Origin of the sequence: Lapillicoccus sp. (assembly GCF_039935575.1) — a bacterium.
In the GTDB taxonomy this organism is placed as follows: Bacteria; Actinomycetota; Actinomycetes; order Actinomycetales; family Dermatophilaceae; genus Lapillicoccus.
In genome coordinates, this window is sequence record NZ_JBDTKA010000113.1 from 1 (window position 1) to 16,164 (window position 16,164).

17 protein-coding genes and 1 pseudogene are annotated in these 16,164 nt (G+C 68.4%); 6 read left to right on the plus strand and 12 right to left on the minus strand.

Annotated elements, in window-relative coordinates; all coding sequences use genetic code 11:
* On the minus strand, positions 1-1,430 hold a 1,430-nt coding region (gene hflX, locus ABI385_RS13680), incomplete at its 3' end, for a GTPase HflX (RefSeq protein ID WP_348104308.1).
* Between the two features lie 113 nt (positions 1,431-1,543).
* On the opposite strand from hflX, the gene ABI385_RS13685 reads away from it, so the two are divergent.
* Positions 1,544-2,173 (plus strand): methyltransferase, encoded by a 630-nt coding sequence (locus tag ABI385_RS13685; protein WP_348104309.1) that lies wholly within the window; start codon positions 1,544-1,546, stop codon positions 2,171-2,173.
* On the opposite strand, the gene dapF is transcribed toward ABI385_RS13685, so the two are convergent.
* From dapF to def, 3 genes are read right to left on the minus strand one after another with little or no spacing between them, the layout of a single operon-like run.
* Positions 2,157-3,023 (minus strand): diaminopimelate epimerase, encoded by an 867-nt coding sequence (gene dapF / locus ABI385_RS13690; RefSeq protein WP_348104310.1) that lies wholly within the window; start codon positions 3,021-3,023, stop codon positions 2,157-2,159. The two genes, ABI385_RS13685 and dapF, sit on opposite strands and share 17 nt — an antisense overlap.
* Complete coding sequence (gene miaA / locus ABI385_RS13695; protein ID WP_348104311.1) at positions 3,020-3,973, minus strand: tRNA (adenosine(37)-N6)-dimethylallyltransferase MiaA; 954 nt, start codon at positions 3,971-3,973, stop codon at positions 3,020-3,022. Before miaA ends, dapF begins: the two co-directional genes overlap by 4 nt.
* Positions 3,954-4,583: a peptide deformylase gene (def, locus tag ABI385_RS13700; RefSeq protein WP_348104312.1), complete on the minus strand. Its 630-nt coding sequence runs from the start codon at positions 4,581-4,583 to the stop codon at positions 3,954-3,956. Before def ends, miaA begins: the two co-directional genes overlap by 20 nt.
* Before the next feature lie 99 nt (positions 4,584-4,682).
* On the opposite strand from def, the gene ABI385_RS13705 reads away from it, so the two are divergent.
* A complete protein-coding gene (locus ABI385_RS13705) occupies positions 4,683-5,003 on the plus strand; it encodes a hypothetical protein (RefSeq protein ID WP_348104313.1) in 321 nt (106 codons plus the stop codon).
* A 16-nt stretch (positions 5,004-5,019) separates the two neighbouring features.
* On the opposite strand, the gene ABI385_RS13710 is transcribed toward ABI385_RS13705, so the two are convergent.
* Positions 5,020-5,664: a TMEM175 family protein gene (locus tag ABI385_RS13710; RefSeq protein WP_348104314.1), complete on the minus strand. Its 645-nt coding sequence runs from the start codon at positions 5,662-5,664 to the stop codon at positions 5,020-5,022.
* A 102-nt stretch (positions 5,665-5,766) separates the two neighbouring features.
* Between ABI385_RS13710 and ABI385_RS13715 the strand changes: the two genes are divergently transcribed.
* On the plus strand, positions 5,767-6,540 hold the full coding sequence (locus ABI385_RS13715) for a hypothetical protein (protein WP_348104315.1): 774 nt from the start codon (positions 5,767-5,769) through the stop codon (positions 6,538-6,540).
* A gap of 40 nt (positions 6,541-6,580) precedes the next feature.
* On the opposite strand, the gene miaB is transcribed toward ABI385_RS13715, so the two are convergent.
* The 3 genes and pseudogenes from miaB to recA form a co-directional block, all read right to left on the minus strand.
* Positions 6,581-8,086: a tRNA (N6-isopentenyl adenosine(37)-C2)-methylthiotransferase MiaB gene (gene miaB / locus ABI385_RS13720; protein ID WP_348104316.1), complete on the minus strand. Its 1,506-nt coding sequence runs from the start codon at positions 8,084-8,086 to the stop codon at positions 6,581-6,583.
* Between the two features lie 308 nt (positions 8,087-8,394).
* Positions 8,395-8,847 carry a regulatory protein RecX gene (locus tag ABI385_RS13725; protein ID WP_348104317.1) on the minus strand — a complete coding sequence of 151 codons (453 nt, stop codon included), beginning with the start codon at positions 8,845-8,847 and terminating at the stop codon, positions 8,395-8,397.
* A 289-nt stretch (positions 8,848-9,136) separates the two neighbouring features.
* A pseudogene (recA, locus tag ABI385_RS13730) lies at positions 9,137-10,129 on the minus strand (recombinase RecA); the annotation flags it as partial.
* Between the two features lie 367 nt (positions 10,130-10,496).
* On the opposite strand from recA, the gene ABI385_RS13735 reads away from it, so the two are divergent.
* The 3 genes from ABI385_RS13735 to ABI385_RS13745 are packed head-to-tail and all read left to right on the plus strand — an operon-like array spanning position 10,497 to position 13,051.
* Positions 10,497-11,510 carry a glutamate ABC transporter substrate-binding protein gene (locus tag ABI385_RS13735; RefSeq protein ID WP_348104319.1) on the plus strand — a complete coding sequence of 338 codons (1,014 nt, stop codon included), beginning with the start codon at positions 10,497-10,499 and terminating at the stop codon, positions 11,508-11,510.
* 54 nt (positions 11,511-11,564) lie between these two features.
* Complete coding sequence (locus ABI385_RS13740) at positions 11,565-12,209, plus strand: amino acid ABC transporter permease (protein WP_348104320.1); 645 nt, start codon at positions 11,565-11,567, stop codon at positions 12,207-12,209.
* Positions 12,206-13,051, plus strand: coding sequence for an amino acid ABC transporter permease (locus tag ABI385_RS13745; protein WP_348104321.1), 846 nt, complete (start codon positions 12,206-12,208; stop codon positions 13,049-13,051). Before ABI385_RS13740 ends, ABI385_RS13745 begins: the two co-directional genes overlap by 4 nt.
* A 50-nt stretch (positions 13,052-13,101) precedes the next feature.
* Here the strand turns inward: ABI385_RS13745 and ABI385_RS13750 are convergent, their stop codons facing one another.
* The 4 genes from ABI385_RS13750 to ABI385_RS13765 form a co-directional block, all read right to left on the minus strand.
* Positions 13,102-13,926 carry an ABC transporter permease gene (locus ABI385_RS13750; protein WP_348104322.1) on the minus strand — a complete coding sequence of 275 codons (825 nt, stop codon included), beginning with the start codon at positions 13,924-13,926 and terminating at the stop codon, positions 13,102-13,104.
* Positions 13,923-14,768, minus strand: a complete 846-nt coding sequence (locus tag ABI385_RS13755) for an ABC transporter permease (protein WP_348104323.1) — start codon at positions 14,766-14,768, stop codon at positions 13,923-13,925. The genes ABI385_RS13750 and ABI385_RS13755 overlap by 4 nt, the downstream gene beginning before the upstream one ends.
* The gene (locus ABI385_RS13760) at positions 14,768-15,727 is read right to left on the minus strand and encodes an ABC transporter ATP-binding protein (protein WP_348104371.1); all 960 of its coding nucleotides are present in this window, start codon (positions 15,725-15,727) and stop codon (positions 14,768-14,770) included. The genes ABI385_RS13755 and ABI385_RS13760 overlap by 1 nt, the downstream gene beginning before the upstream one ends.
* 82 nt (positions 15,728-15,809) lie before the next feature.
* Positions 15,810-16,037, minus strand: a complete 228-nt coding sequence (locus ABI385_RS13765) for a DUF3046 domain-containing protein (RefSeq protein ID WP_348104324.1) — start codon at positions 16,035-16,037, stop codon at positions 15,810-15,812.
* Between the last annotated feature and the right edge of the window lie 127 nt (positions 16,038-16,164).

Sequence of the window (16,164 nt, forward strand, 5' to 3'; positions counted from 1 at the left end):
TCGCTCGCCAGGGGCGGGTGCGCCTTGGCGTGCACCAGGGTCCCGTCCTCGCGGTGCTCGGTGGTGAGCACATCGGCCTCGGAGTGCAGGCGGCTGACCAGGTCCCCACGGTCGTAAGGGATGACGACCTTGATGTCGACGTCGGGTCGGGGGATCTCGCGGGCGATGAGGTCGCGAAGGGCGTCCAGGCCCAGACCGGTCCGCGCCGACACGACGAGGGAGTGCCTCTCGTGCCGGGTGATCCGGTCGAGCACCTCGGGGTCGGCGGCATCTGCCTTGTTGATCACGATGACCTCCTTGACGTCCGCCGCGCCGACATCGGCCAGCACCGAGCGGACGGCCGAGATCTGCCCCTCCGGGTCGGGGTGGCTGCCGTCGACGACGTGCAGCACCAAGTCGGCGTCGCCGACCTCCTCGAGAGTGGATCGGAACGCCTCGATCAGCTGGGTCGGCAGAGACCGGACGAACCCGACGGTGTCGGCGAGGGTGTAGGGCACGCCGTCCTCGGTCTCGGCCCGGCGCACGGTCGGGTCCAACGTGGCGAACAGGGCGTTCTCGACGAGCACACCTGCACCGGTGAGCCGGTTCAGCAGCGAGGACTTGCCGGCGTTGGTGTAACCCGCGATCGCCACGCTGGGGACGTGGTTGACGGAACGGCTGTGCCGCTTGGTGTCCCGGGTGGTCTTCATGTGGGCGATCTCGCGCTTGAGCTTGGAGATCCGGCTGTTGATCCGTCGCCGGTCCAGCTCGATCTTGGTCTCACCGGGACCGCGCGAACCCATTCCCTGGCCGCCGGCCGCTTGACCGCCCGCCTGTCGTGACATCGACTCACCCCAGCCGCGCAGCCGCGGGAGGAGGTACTGGAGCTGGGCCATCTCGACCTGCGCCTTGCCCTCGCGGCTCTTGGCGTGCTGGGCGAAGATGTCGAGAATCAGCGCGGTCCGGTCGATGACCTTGACCTTGACGACGTCCTCGAGGGCCCGCCGCTGGCCCGGGGCCAGCTCGTCGTCGCAGACGACGGTGTCGGCGCCCTGCGCGATCACGATGTCGCGCAGCTCGAGTGCCTTGCCCTTGCCCAGGTACGTGGCGGTATCCGGGCGCTGGCGGCGTTGGACCACCCCCTCAAGCACCTCGGAGCCGGCCGTCTCCGCCAGCGCCGCGAGCTCCCGCAGGGAGTTCTCGGCGTCCTCGAGGGTGCCTTCGGACCATACCGAGGCCAGGACGACGCGCTCGAGACGCAGCTGCCGGTATTCGACCTCGGTGACGTCCTCGAGCTCGGTGGACAGTCCGGAGACGCGGCGCAACGCAGCCCGCTCGTCGCGTTCCAGCTGCTCTCCGTCGTGCTCCGCGAGGTATCCGTCCTCGAAGGCGTCGGCTTCGGCAGCAATGGCCTCGGCTCGCTCGGTGAGCAGTTGTGAACGTCGCGTCATGTCTTCCTAGGGTCGTGAGCGGATCGAGGTGGTGCCCCACCAGGGTGACACGGTGGGAACGTCCACTGCGAAACGTTTATGCCGTCCAGATAGTGCTCGGTAGCGTTCGGGGGGTGGACGGCGAGACGCAGGAGCACTACTTCACGGCCGAACCCGCGGCCCCCGGGGGGCGGCGCACACACGAGGTGTGGCTCGCCGGTCGGCGAGTCCTGGTGCAGACGGCCGGTGGCGTCTTTTCGCCTGAACGGGTCGACACCGGCACGGGGGTGCTGCTCCAGGAGGCGCCGGCGCCCCCGGGGACGGGAACCTTCCTCGACCTGGGGTGCGGCTGGGGACCGCTCGCGCTGACGCTCGGGCTGGTCTCCCCCGAGGCACTCGTGTATGCCGTCGACGTCAACGATCGAGCGATCGACCTCACCCGGGCCAACGCAGCCTCGTTAAGCCTGACGGGAGTGGTCGCCTGTCGACCAGAAGAAGTCCCTGACGACGTGCACCTCGACGTCATCTGGTCGAACCCGCCGATCCGTGTAGGCAAGTCGGCGCTGCACGCCATGCTGGAGCACTGGCTCCCGCGGCTGCATCCCGGCGGAGTGGCATACCTCGTCGTGCAGAAGAACCTCGGCGCAGACTCTCTGCAGCGGTGGCTGGGCCACGCCATGCCGGAGCTCACCTGTAGCCGGCATGCCATCTCGCGCGGCTTCCGGGTCCTGCAGGTGAGTAGGGAGGTCAGTCGAGCAGGGTGACCGTGCCGTCCGCTACCAGCACTGCCGGCCCGGCGAGCTCGACGTGCTGGTCGGGCAGCGCGGTGACGGTGAGCCGCCCGCCGGGGACGTCGACGACCCACTCGGTGTTGTCGGCGGACTCCCCCTCCCACCACCGGGTCGCCAGCGCCGCCGCTGCGGCTCCAGTGCCACAGGACCGCGTCTCTCCGACGCCGCGCTCGTGGACGCGCATCGCAATGTGTCCCTGACTGATCGGCGTCACGAACTCGACGTTGGTGCCGTACTCGGGGTGGGGTGAGACGGCGGGTGGCTCGGTGAGGTCGAGGTCGTCGAGGCCGATCTCGGGGGGCAGGATGACCACCGTGTGGGGGTTACCGAGGTCCAGGAGCAAGGCCGGCAGCTCGACACCGCCGCGGGCGCGCACGGTTGCCCCGAAACCCCTCTCGCGGGCGCCGTCGGGGTCGACGACGTGCCAGGGACCGAGGTCGACGGCGTACTGCTCCCCGGTCACTTTCACGGACCGCACGCCCGCCCGCGTCGCAATGCCGAACTCGTCCTGCGTCTCCAGTCCCTCACGCCGCAGGTAGGCCGCGAACACCCGCGTGCCGTTGCCGCACATCTCCGCGACGGATCCGTCGGCGTTGCTATAGTCCATGAACCACGTTGCGGCAGCGGCCTGTTCGCGCACAGCTGGTTCGCTGGCCAACGTCGTCGGGACGATACGGATGACCCCGTCACCGCCGATCCCTGCCCTGCGGTCGGCGAGGAGCACCACCTGGTCTCGGGTCAGGGTGATCGCGCCGTCGAGGTCCGGGACGAGGACGAAGTCGTTCTGCGTGCCGTGACCCTTGGTGAACCGGACGCCGCTCATGACCACATTCTCGCAGCCTCGGCCACGACGGCGAGCGCCTGGTCGACGAGGTCGGGTGCGTCATAGGGAATCCAGAGGATCCGCGGGTCGGCGCGGAACCACGACTCCTGGCGGCGGGCATACCGTCTCGTGGCTCTGGCGGTGTCCTCCTGGGCCGCCGGCTCGTCGACCGCCCCGTCGAGCTGTGCGACGGCCTGGCTGTAGCCGAGCGCCTTGGATGCCGTTGTCCCGCCGCGCAGCCCGCGTCCGAGCAGTGACCTGACCTCGTCGACCAGACCGTCGTCCCACATCGTCCTCACCCTGGCGTCGATGCGTTCGTCGAGCACCGGGCGGGGGATCGACAGACCGATCATCACGGTCGGCTCGACGTGTTCTCGCGTTGGCATGGTTGCCGAGAAGGGCCGACCGGTCAGCTCGATCACCTCGAGAGCGCGCACGACCCGACGGCCGTTGTTGGGCTCGATGGCGCGAGCGGCGACGGGGTCGAGCGCCAGCAGCCGCTGCCTCATCGCCACCACACCGTCCCGGTCGAGATCGCTCGTGAGCCTCGCTCTCACCGCGAGGTCGGTGGGCGGGATGTCGAGTCGGTCGAGAGCCGCGCGGACATACAGGCCCGATCCGCCCACGAGGATTGGCACTCGTCCGCGGGCGCGGATATCCGCGAGGTCCAAGCGTGAGCTTCGTTGATATGCAGCGACACTCGCGACTTCCTTGACGTCGAGGACATCCAGCTGGTGGTGCCGTATGCCCCGACGTTGGGTCACCGTGAGCTTGGCCGTGCCGATGTCCATCCCCCGGTAGAGCTGCATTGCATCCGCGTTGACCACCTCACCGCCCAGCCGTTCGGCGAGCTCGAGGCCCAGCCCGGACTTGCCGCTGGCGGTGGGCCCGACCACGGCGACGACGGGCAGGAGCGAGGTCGGCGCCTGCTCAGACGACGCGGTCGTCATGCCCTGACGAGTCGAGGTGAGACTCCCCCGGTGGGTCGTCGTGCCCGAAGGGGTCACGGTCGACGCCGGGCATCCAGCGGTGACCGGCACTCCCCCAGCCGTTGGCTCGGATCGCCTTGCGCGCCTTCTTGGACTGCCGCGCGTCGAGGCGGTCGACGTAGAGCAGCCCGTTGAGATGGTCGAACTCGTGCTGCATCACCCGAGCGAACCACCCGGTCGCACCGAACGTGAACGGGTCGCCCGAAGGGTCGAACCCACTGACAGTCACCTGGTCGGCCCGCTTGAGGGGAAAGCTCTCGCCCGGGACCGAGAGACAACCCTCGCTGTCGTCGTCCGGGTCGGGGCGCTCCTGGGAGATCCGGCCCAACGAGAGGATCGGGTTGATGACGACGCCCCGGGCCGGCATCCCGTCGTCATTGCCGATCTCGTAGGTGAACAGTCGCATGGCCACACCGATCTGGGGCGCGGCCAAACCGACGCCATGGGCGGCGTCCATCGTCTCGAACATGTCCTGCACCAGCTCCGCGAGCGGAGCGTCGAAGGACTCGACGCGGGCGGCGGGTCGGTGCAGCACCGGCTCCCCGGTGATGACGACGGGGCGAACGGTCATGGAGGGAAGTCAACCAGCCCGGCCCACCGGACCAGAACGTGGAGTACGGGTCGGACATGGCACCGAGCCGCGTCCGGTCGGCGCCAGTAGCGTTACGCCATGACGCCCACCCCGCACCCCGATGCGCACAAACCCAACCAGGGGCTCGCCCAGGTGGACGACCCTGGCCTGGTCGAGGGGGCGGACGCCGGGTTCGAGCAGGAGACCGGACCCGCACCCGACTCCGGTGCCGAACCAGGCACCGACTCGCAGCCAGACAGTGACTCGCAGCCAGCGGCGACGTCCGCGCCGGCGACCACGCATCCGCAGGAGTACGACCTGGGCCAGCTCAGGGACGGCAGCGACAAGGGTCCGGTCGCGGGCCCTCCGGACAGCGCGGACGCCTACGGCTCTGGCCAGGACGAGGGCTCGATCGACTGACGATCGGGGCGGTGGGCTAGGGGATGGCGTTGCGATCGGCGCGCTCTTGGACGAAGACCGCCGCTATGAAGAAGAGTGGGACAACGACAAACAACGTGAGCGACAGGTAGGGGGAGACGAATGCGAGGGCGGCGGTGATGGGGTAGACCACGACGCTGAACATGGCGCGCCGCCTCGAGGTCCGTAGGTAGTCGACCTGGGCGGGGTCGGTGAGTAGGTCCACCGCGTGAATGAGGTAGGTCTCGACCGCGATGAAGGTCAGCGGGACGAGGAACCCGACTCCGGCGTACAGCAGGCTGGCCGCAATTTGGTCGTCACGGTCACCACCGCGTTGGGAAGCCGAGATGACGGCGGTCGGCCAGGGAAAGAGCGAGGCGACAAGCAACAGGAAAAGGTTCAGAGTGATCAGCGTGGCGTCGACCCCGCGGACGCGGGTGAACAGGTCGTGGTGGTTGATCCAGATGGCGGAGACGTTGAGGAACGCGGCGACGTACGCTGCGTAGGTCGGCCATTGGGCGCTCAGCTGGTTGGCGAAGTCGCCCCGTTCGAAGTCACTGTGCAGGTCAAGCACGAGCAACGTGACGGCGATTGCCAGCACGCCGTCCGAGAATGCCTCCACCCTGGTGCTCTCCGGTACTGAGCGAGTCGGGTGCTGCCCCATATACGGTCCTTCCCGGCTGGATGATCGTTTGTCGACGTCAGGTGGGACCGTCGTGGCGACTCTGTCACGTGGTCTGGTCAGAGGTCGCGGTTGGATAGCCCGGTGGGCACCGGGACTCGTGGAGGCGACGAACCGTCGACCGACGACGGCGTGGTCGAGCGGTCGTTGACCGTCTCCGGCTCGGCGGGCCGCGTGCCCGGCCTGCTCTGGCTGCCCGACTCGACGGCTCCCACCCCACCGCCCCTCGTCCTGATCGGGCACGGGGGGAGCGGCCACAAGCGCAGCGAACAATGCCTGCGCTTGGCGCGGTGGTTCACGACGCGAGCGAGGGTTGCCGTGCTGGCGACCGACGGGCCGTACCACGGGGACCGGGTCGCCCAGCCACTCAGCGCCTCGGTGTACCAGTCGCGGATGGTCTCCGACGGGGTCGACCTCGTCGCCGGCCAGATGGTCGACGACTGGTGGACCGCGGTCGACAGCGTCGGAGCTGCAGGCCTCGCCGACCCGGATCGGCTGGCCTACCTGGGGCTCTCGATGGGGACCCGGTTGGGGTTGCCGCTGGTGGCGGCAGCCGGTGCGCGGATGCGGTGCGCCGTGCTCGGCAAGTTCGGACTGAGCCAGACCTCGGTCCTGCCAGCAGGCCTGCGCTCGGAACTCGTCCTCGATCAGGCTCCTCGGGTCACGGCGCCGGTGCTCTTCCATCTGCAGTGGGACGACGAGATCTTCCCCCGGGGCGGTCAGCTCGCGCTGTTCGACCTGCTCGGATCCTCCGACAAGCGCGTCCTCGCCTACCCCGGTCGCCACAGCGAGACACCCAGGTCGGCGGTCGACGCATGGTGCGCCTTCACGGCATCGAGGCTGCTGAGTGGATCGTGACGCGACCGACGGCCGCGCAGCGCGGCCGGCGGGGTAACCGTCAGACCAGCTGGCAGGCGGCGGACAGAGCCGCAGGCGCTGCGGTCGGGGCCCCGAGCGACGGCATACCGAGCGACACCGATGGTTTCGCGCTCCCTCGCTCCTGCAAGGCCGCCCATGCGTCCCCGCCCCGGGTGCGACGCACGGCATACGCACCGCCGTGTAGGCCGGAGTCGGCGACCAGGTGATGCGGGGCCCCATAGCTGACGCCGACCGTGACGACGTCCCCAGGCCGCGGCTTCGTTGCCCCCTCGGGGACGGTGAAGTGCACCAGCCGGTTGTCGCGCGCCCGGCCCGACAGTCGGTGGGTGGCGGTGTCCTTGCGGCCCTCGCCCGTGGCGACGAGCACCTCGACGTCGGTCCCCTCGAGGCGGCGGTTCTCCGCCCAGGAGACCTCCTCCTGAACGGCGATCAAACGCTCATAGCGGTGCTGCACGACCGCCTTCGGCAGCTGGTCGGGCAGCTCGGCTGCAGGCGTACCGGGCCGGACGGAGTACTGGAAGGTGAAGGCGCTGGAGAACCGGGCGGTCCGCACCACGTCGAGCGTCTGCTCGAAGTCCTCCTCGGTCTCACCGGGGAAACCCACGATGATATCGGTGGTGATCGCGGCATCGGGGATCCGGGCGCGCACCGTGTCGATGATGGCGAGGAACCGGGCGCTGCGGTAGGAGCGACGCATCGCCTTCAGCACGCGGTCCGACCCCGACTGCAGCGGCATGTGCAGGCTCGGCATGACGTTCGGCGTCTCGGCCATGGCGGTGATGACGTCGTCGGTGAAAGCGGCCGGGTGCGGGCTGGTGAACCGGACCCGTTCCAGGCCGTCGACCTCGCCGCAGGCGCGCAGCAGCTTGCCGAACGCCAGCCGGTCGCCGAACTCGACACCATAGGTGTTGACGTTCTGCCCGAGCAGCGTCACCTCGACGACGCCCTGTTGGACCAGTGCCTCGACCTCGGCGAGAACCTCCCCGGGACGCCGGTCCATCTCCTTGCCGCGCAGGCTGGGCACGATGCAGAACGTGCAGGTGTTGTTGCAGCCCACCGAGATCGAGACCCAGCCGGCATACGCGCTGTCCCGTCGGGTCGGCAACGTCGACGGGAAGGTCTCGAGGCTTTCGCGGATCTCCACCTCGGCGCGCCGGTTGTGCCGGGCGCGCTCGAGCAGCACCGGCAGTGACCCGATGTTGTGCGTCCCGAAGACAACGTCGACCCAGGGAGCCCGCTCGACGATCGTCCCCCGGTCCTTCTGGGCAAGACAGCCGCCGACCGCGATCTGCATATCCGGGTTGCGTTGCTTGGCCGGCCGCAGCTGTCCCAGGTTGCCGTAGAGCTTGTTGTCCGCGTTCTCCCGCACGGCGCACGTGTTGAAGACGACCACGTCTGCCGTCTCGGGCGGGTCGGTGAGGCTCTTCACGTCGATGTAGCCCGCCGTCTCGAGCAGCCCGGCGAGGCGCTCGGAGTCATGGACGTTCATCTGGCAGCCGTGCGTGCGCACGTCGTAGGTCTTCATCTCGCCCCACAGGGTATGCCGCCACGGCTGATGGTTCCGCGGTGCCAGTCCGTCAAACGGGAGTTGGTCGCGTGCGGTCGCCGTTTCGGGCCGGAATCGCGACCAACTCCCGTTCGGGGGGCGGCCGAACGCCGCCACACGCGCTGAGCGCAGCCGGATGAAGGCGACCTCGACGGTGAGTGTGGAGCGGCGGTCCCCGGAGTAGACCCCCGTGGAAGCTGGGTCACTCGACGTCAAGGTTCGAGTGGTCGCCGATGGTCTCCATGGTTTTCCAGGCGCAACCGACCACACCCGATCGTGGCAGGCGGTCAGTCGCGTTGATGCTCGGGAGCTGCGTTGACCGCGTCGCGCACGACGGCATAGACGACCGAGGGCGGGTAGCCCTTGCGCGCGAGCGCCCCCGCCAGCCGACGCGACTGGACCTGGGGGTCGAGCCCGCCCATCGTGCGCATCTTCTTCGCCGCCACCTGCTCGGCGAGGGCCCGCTCGGACTCGGCATCGATCGAGCCGAGTGCCCCTTCGATGGTCTCGTCGTCGACCCCTTTGCCCCGTAGCTCCTGGGCGAGCGCACGCTTGGCGAGTCCACGGCCGGCCTGTTTGGAACGGACCAACATGGCGGCGTACGCGTCGTCGTCCACCAGCCCGACGTCGGTCATCCGGTCCAGCACCCGGCTGGCGACGTCCTCGGGACAGCCGCGCTCACGCAGCTTGTCAGCCAGCTGCCTGCGGCTACGCGGCGCCATCGTCAGCTGGCGCAGCACAATCGCCCGGGCGATGTCCTCCGGGTCGGGCTCACGATCGGGTTCCTGGTTTCGCGGTTCTCGGTTCCGCGGTTCTCGGTTCCGCGGTTCTCGATCCCGCGACTGCCGGTCCCGGCCGCGGCCCCGCGGCCTTCGGTCACTGGGCTGCCCACTCCAGGTCGGGCCCGGACCCGCCTGGATTTCCGGGCCCGACCTGGACTGAGCTAGCCCGTCGGTGTGGGTGTCATCCACGGGCGGGTCAGAAGTCGACCGGCACGTCCGCGACCGCCGGGGTGTTCACCTGCGGCCCGATGCCGAGCTTCTCCTTGATCTTCTTCTCGATCTCGTCGGCGAGGTCGGGGTTGTCGCGCAGGAAGGATCGAGCGTTCTCCTTGCCCTGCCCGAGCTGGTCGCCCTCGTAGGTGTACCAAGCGCCGGCCTTGCGGACGAACCCCTGCTCCACACCCATGTCGATGAGGCCACCTTCACGCGAGATGCCGTGCCCATAGATGATGTCGAACTCGGCCTGCTTGAACGGCGGGGAGACCTTGTTCTTGACCACCTTGACGCGAGTCCGGTTGCCGACCGCGTCGGAGCCGTCCTTGAGCGTCTCGATCCGACGCACGTCGAGCCGGATCGACGCGTAGAACTTCAGCGCTTTGCCGCCCGTGGTCGTCTCGGGCGAACCGAACATCACGCCGATCTTCTCGCGAAGCTGGTTGATGAAGATCGCCGTGGTGCCCGTGTTGTTGAGGGCGCCGGTGATCTTGCGCAGCGCCTGCGACATCAGCCGGGCCTGCAGGCCGACGTGGCTGTCGCCCATCTCGCCCTCGATCTCCGCGCGGGGCACCAGTGCGGCCACGGAGTCGATCACGATGATGTCGATAGCCCCGGAGCGGATCAGCATGTCGGCGATCTCGAGCGCCTGTTCCCCCGTGTCGGGCTGCGACACGAGCAGGGCGTCGGTGTCGACGCCGAGCTTCTTCGCGTACTCCGGGTCGAGCGCGTGCTCGGCATCGATGAACGCCGCTATGCCGCCGAGCTTTTGCGCGCTGGCCACCGCGTGCAGGGCCACCGTCGTCTTGCCGGAGGACTCCGGACCGTAGATCTCCACGACCCGTCCTCGGGGCAACCCACCGATCCCCAGGGCCACGTCGAGAGCGATGGACCCGGTCGGGATCACCTCGATGGGGGGCCGCGTGTTGTCGCCGAGGCGCATGATCGCACCCTTGCCGTGCTGCTTCTCGATCTGGCCGAGAACCGTCTCGATCGCCTTCTCGCGATCCGGTCCGCCTGCTGCCATGTCACCCTCCGTGCTTTCGTCTCGAAGTCTGCCGTCCACCTGCGACCCGCCACCGTGTCCGGACTGATCTGGCCGGTCGGACGTGTTGGGTCAGACGTTAGGAGCGAGCACCGACATCCCGTGAGGGCGCCAGCCAGCCTGTGGATCGTGGGACGACCGTGCTGCACCGTGTGGACAACGTACCGAACATCTGTTCGAGATCGGCGTCGACACGCGCGACGCGCCGATCCGGGCGACACACGTCCGGGCATCCGGAAGGTTGTGTCTCGACTGCACACCGATGTGAGGGTCTCGTCCTCACCCGCCGTGCTGTCGAGGTGACGGGTCTAGGGTCGAACGGAACCTTCCAGCGTACGAGGGAGCCCCCATGACGAAAAGCACTCCCCGCCTGCCCGAGCTGCCCGAGCTGCCCGAGTTGTCCCAACTGCCCCAGCTGTCCAGCGGCCCTCTGTCAAGGCGCCAGGCGCTCGCCCTGTTGGCCGGCACCGGAGCGACCCTCGGGCTCGCCGCCTGCTCGAGCAGCGGGGACGCCTCGTCCAAGCTCGGTGGCGGTGCCACCGCATCGGCGTCCTCGAGCGCATACGAGGCGATCATCACCAGCGCCCCCAAGGCCGACGACGCCACGATCAGCGGCAACGCCTGGGCCAAGGCGATCAAGGACCGCGGGACGCTGCGCTGGGGTGGCACCGATGCCAACCCCTTGTTCTCGCTGCTGGACCCGACGACGGGCAAGACCCAGGGCTTCGACGCCGGAATGGTCCAGATGCTGGCGCAGTACATCGTCGGTGACTCGACCAAATGGGCGATGACGCAGGTCACGGTCGACACTCGGGAGACGCTGATAGAGAACAACTCGGTCGACGTCGTCGTCGCGACCTACTCGATCACCCCCAAGCGCGCCGACAAGGTGGCGTTCGCCGGGCCCTACTATGCCTCGGGCTCCTCGATCATGGTCAAGGCGGACAACACGACTATCACCAAGGTCGACGACCTGGTCGGCAAGAACGTCATCACCGAGTCGAACTCCACGGCCATCACCGCTCTCAAAGCCCACGTGCCCTCGGTCCAGCCGATCCTGTTCACCGAGAACGCCCAGTGCGTCGCCGCCCTGAAGCAGGGTCGGGGCGACGCCTATGTTCTGGATCAGTCGATCCTGCTCTCGACCGCGGTCAAGGACACGTCGGTGAAGGTCGTCGGAGAGCCGTTCTCCACGGACAGCTACGGCATCGGGTGCTCCAAGTCGACACCGGACGCCAAGGCGTTCATCAACGCCTGGCTGAAGACGATGGAGGACGCCGGCCTGTGGGAGAAGCTGTGGGCCGCGACAGTCGGCACAGTCCTCAAGTCGACGAACACCAAGCCGCCGGCGATCGCCGCCTGAGCCGGCCCCGGTCTCCACCCGGCACCCGGTAGCAACAACGCCCCGCAGGTCTGCGTGGACATCTTCCTCGACCACATCGCTGAGTTCGGCCACTCGCTGCTGCTCACCCTCGCGCTGACCGCGATCGGGTTCGCCGGGTCGCTCATTCTCGGGACCGTCACGGCCGTCTGCCGCGTCAGCCCCGTCACGCCGCTGCGCGTGGTCGGCGCGGTCTACGTCGAGATCTTCCGCAACATGCCGTTGTTATCGCTGCTGATCGTCGTGGTCTTCGGCCTGCCGGACGTCGGACTGCGGCTGTCGCTGTTCAACTCTGCCGCGATCTGTCTCATGCTGATCGGTGGGGCCTTCACCTGTGAGGCGCTGCGTTCGGGCATCAACGCGGTGCCGGAGGGCAACGCCGAGGCGGCCCGGTCGATCGGGCTGACGTTCACCCAGTCGATCCTGTTCGTCGTGCTCCCGCAGGCGCTGCGCTCGATGATCCAGCCGCTCGTCAACATCTTCATCGGGCAGCTGCTCGGGTCCTCGCTCGCGGCCGCCGTCAACGTCGACGAGCTCACCTACCGCGTGCAGTTCCTCAACCTCCAGTATGCCGGCGGGTTGGCCCTGTTCGGGATCGCCGCGGTCATCTACATCGTCATCGCCCTGCTGAGCGGGGCCGTCGGCGCCCGGCTCGAGAAGACCCTGGCGGTGCACCGGTGAACGCCACCCGAGTGCTCTTCGACGAGCCAGGACCCAAGGCCAGAGCCCGCATCCGGATCACCACGGTGGTCGTCATCCTTGTGATCCTCGGGGTGTTCGCCCTCGTGCTCGTCCAGTTCGGCTCGCACGGTCAGCTCGCTCCCGAGAGGTGGACGCAGTTCACCGAGGGCCCCATCATCCGCTACATCGGGACCGGCCTCGTGAGCACGCTGCAGGCTGCAGCCGTCGCCGCCGTCGTGTCGGTCCCGCTCGGCGCACTCTTCTCGGTGCTGCGACTGAGCCGAAGCAGGCCGGTGCGGTGGCTGTCGACGGCATACATCGAGATCTTCCGCTCGACCCCCCTGCTGCTCCTGGTCTATCTGTTCGTCGGCGGACTGCCCGCGATCGGCTGGAACTTCCCGATCTTCTGGAAGCTCGTCATCCCGATGATCTTGGTCAATGTCGCGGTGTTGGCCGAGATCTTCCGCGCCGGGGTCGCCTCGCTGCCGAAAGGCCAGTCTGAGGCCGGCCTGAGCATCGGCCTCACCTACAGCCAGAACCTGCGCAGCATCGTGTTTCCACAGGCGATTCGGCTGGTGATCCCGGCGTTGGTCACCCAGCTGGTGGCCTTGCTCAAGGACACGACCCTCGGGTATGCGGCCAGCTATCCCGAGCTGATGAAGACGGCGACCAACCTGACGGCGTTCACCGGTTACCTGATCCAGACCTACCTGGTGATCGCCACGCTCTACGTGGTACTGAACTTCCTGATCTCCAAGCTCGCCGAGCTCCTCGAGCGCCGGATCAACGGAGGCGACCGGACCGCCGCGGCCGTCGCGAAGGTGACCGTTCCCGCCGAGTGAGACGGCGACAGCGAAAGGTTGCGACAGCGAGAGGCCGCGACAGCAGGAGGCTACGAGAGCAACAGGCGCTCGAAGCGGCGGGCCGTGCCGAGCAGCCCGAGGGCACCGAGCACGACGAAGTAGAGCACGTGCCACTGCAGCCCGGGCGAGACCTCCGCCAGCATGAGCGCCCGCTCGAGCGCGACCCCGTGGTAGAGCGGTGTCACCTCGACGAGCCACTGGACCGGGACCGGGTAAGTCGAGAGCGGGAAGAAGGTCGCCGAGAACAAGAACATCGGCAGCAGCGCCAGGTTGACGTAGTCGAAGTCGACCCAGGACCTCATGAAGGTCGTGAAGAACATTCCGACCGCCGAGAACGCGAACGCGACCAAGGTCGCGGCCGGCAGGGCCAGCAGCGCCCACCACGTCGAGACGGCCCCGGCCGCCCAGGCGACGGCCAGGAAGGCCGCCGAGTAGAACGTGCCTCGCATCAACGACCACGTCATCTCGCCCACCGCGATGTCGCGCGGACCCATCCGGGTGGCGAGGACGGAGTCGTAGAGCTTGCTGTACTTGAGCTTGAAGAAGACGTTGAAGGTGGCGTCGAAGATCGCGCCGTTCATGGCGCTCGTGGCGAGCAGCGCCGGGGCGACGAACGCGGCATACGAGACCGTCGTCCCGTTGTCGGTGGTGACGGTGCGGATCAGCGCTCCCAGGCCGATCCCGAGGGAGAACAGGTAGAACACCGGCTCGGCGAACCCGGTGAGCAGGGTCAGCCAGCCGTGTCTGAAGCTCGTGACGTTGCGCTCGACCAGCATCCGGGCCAAGCCCGCTCCGGCCGGGATCGGCACCATTCTGGCCAGCTTGGACGGCCGGGGCGACACGTCGGCGCTCACGGGACCAACCGTCTCTGCAGTCCTCGCAGCGCCAGAACCCAACCCAGCACAGCAAACCCGACCAGCGCGGCCAGGTGGCCGAATACCCCGGGCAGGTTACCGGTGCCGAGGGCGAGCGCGCGGTTGGCCTCGACGCCGTGCCAGAGTGGCGTGAACCAGGCCAGCGGCTGCATCCATCCGGGGAGCTGCGAGATCGGGAAGAACGTGCCGGAGAACAGCATCATCGGCGTCTGACCGAGACGGAAGAGCACGTTGAAACCGCCGTCGTCCTCGAGACGAGCGGTGAGCGCCACGACCAGGGTCGTGAACGCGACGCCGAGCAGCACCGACACCGGAAGGCACCAGAGTGCGGACCAGGACGGGAAGCCGCCGAAGACCCCGGCGACGACCATGAAGATCGCCGCAGCCATCGCCACCTGGGTCGCGACGTAGGCCACGTGCGCCTTGAGGATGTCGATCACGCGGGCCGGGGTCGCGAGCATCGCGTGGTAGCCGCCGAAGAACTTGATGGCGCCCAGCACCGGCCAGGACGACTCCCCCATGCCGGTGGTCATGCTCTGGACAGCGAGGATCGCCGGCACGACGAACAGCAGGTAAGGCACCATCCGGTCACCGACCTGGATGCCGCCGTTGGCCTTGTTGACCAGGGTTCCCAGCCCGATGCCCATCGCCAGCAGGAAGAACAGCGGCATGAGCAGCCGACTGGAGATGCTGGCCCGCCAGAGCCGCCGGTAGACGAGCACCTGGTACTCGTAGATGAAGACCCAGGGCCGGTGTGGTGGCGGGGGTGGCCCGTCGCCGGTGACGAGCTCGGGAGGCGTGGTGCGGCTGACGGTGGTCATCAGTCGATCAGGCTGTGGCCGGTGAGCGTGAGGAAGACGTCCTCTAGCGAGGACCGCCGCACGAGAGCGGAGACGGCTTCGAGTCCGCGGGAACCCACCGCGGCGAGCGCTGCGTCGCCGTCGTCGGCGTAGAGCAGGACGCGGTCAGGAAGCGCCTCGGCGCGGTCCCCGATCCCCTCGAGCCGGACGGCCAGTGCTTCGTTGTCCTCATCGAGCTCGAACCGCAGCTCGACGACCTCGCGGGTGCAGTGCCGGGCGATGAGCTCGCGCGGTGAGCCTTCGTCGATGATTCGGCCCCGGTCCATCACGACCAGGCGGTCGCACAGCTGCTCGGCCTCGTCCATGTAGTGAGTCGTGATGATCAGCGTGACGCCCTGACGCTTGAGCCGGAACAACCGGTCCCAGAGGATGTGTCGGGCCTGGGGGTCGAGGCCGGTCGTCGGCTCGTCGAGCAGCAGGATGCGGGGCTCGTTGATGAGCGAACGAGCAATGGTGAGGCGGCGTTTCATGCCACCGGACAGCGGTTCGACACGGTCCTTGGCCCGGTCCGTCAGCTGGGCGAACTCGAGCAGCTCCACCGCCCGGCGGCGGACCTCGGCCCGAGCAATACCGAAGTAGCGGCCGTAGAGCCAGAGGTTCTCCTCGACGGTGAGCTCCTCGTCGAGGTTGTCCTTCTGGGGGACGACCCCGAGCTGGGAGCGGATCGCAGGACCGTCGCGACCGGGATCGAGCCCGAAGATCGTCAGCTCCCCCGCCGAGACGGGGGACACACAGCCGATCATCTTCATCGTCGAGGACTTGCCTGCGCCGTTGGGGCCGAGGAACCCGAACGCCTCCCCGTGCCGGACCTCGACGTCGATGCCGTCGACGGCCGTGAAGTCACCGAAGGTCTTGGTCAGACCCCGCGCCCGCAGCAGCACCTCGCGGGTGTTGGTGTCGGGCTGCGCGCCGAGGGCCACGCGGTCGACAGGGTCGTCCACCCGGCTCGGTCCGCCGCTCCCACTCACCTGGCCCACGTTAGTGAGCGGCACCGACAGGTGATCAACCGGTTTTCCGCGCCGGGATGTCCCGACCGTGCCGCCTCGCAAGCGGGACGTCGAGCGCGTCGCATAGCGCCAGCCATACCTCACGAGGCGGTATGCCGTTGCCGAGGGCCTCGTCGGCGGTCCGGCCACCCAGTGCGTCGAGGGACTGGTCGCGGGCCAGCGACGCGGCATACGAGCGCCCGAACTCGTCCTCCATGAGGGTCCAGAACAGGCTCAGCCGCACGGCTGCGAGTGTGTCACAGCAGGTCTGGCCCAGAGTCTCGCGTGAACACGGATGACTCCAGCAGCCAGTCCGTCGGGTCCTGGACGAGCGGCAGGCCCATCCCCGCCACGCTCAGGTGGGGCCTGTC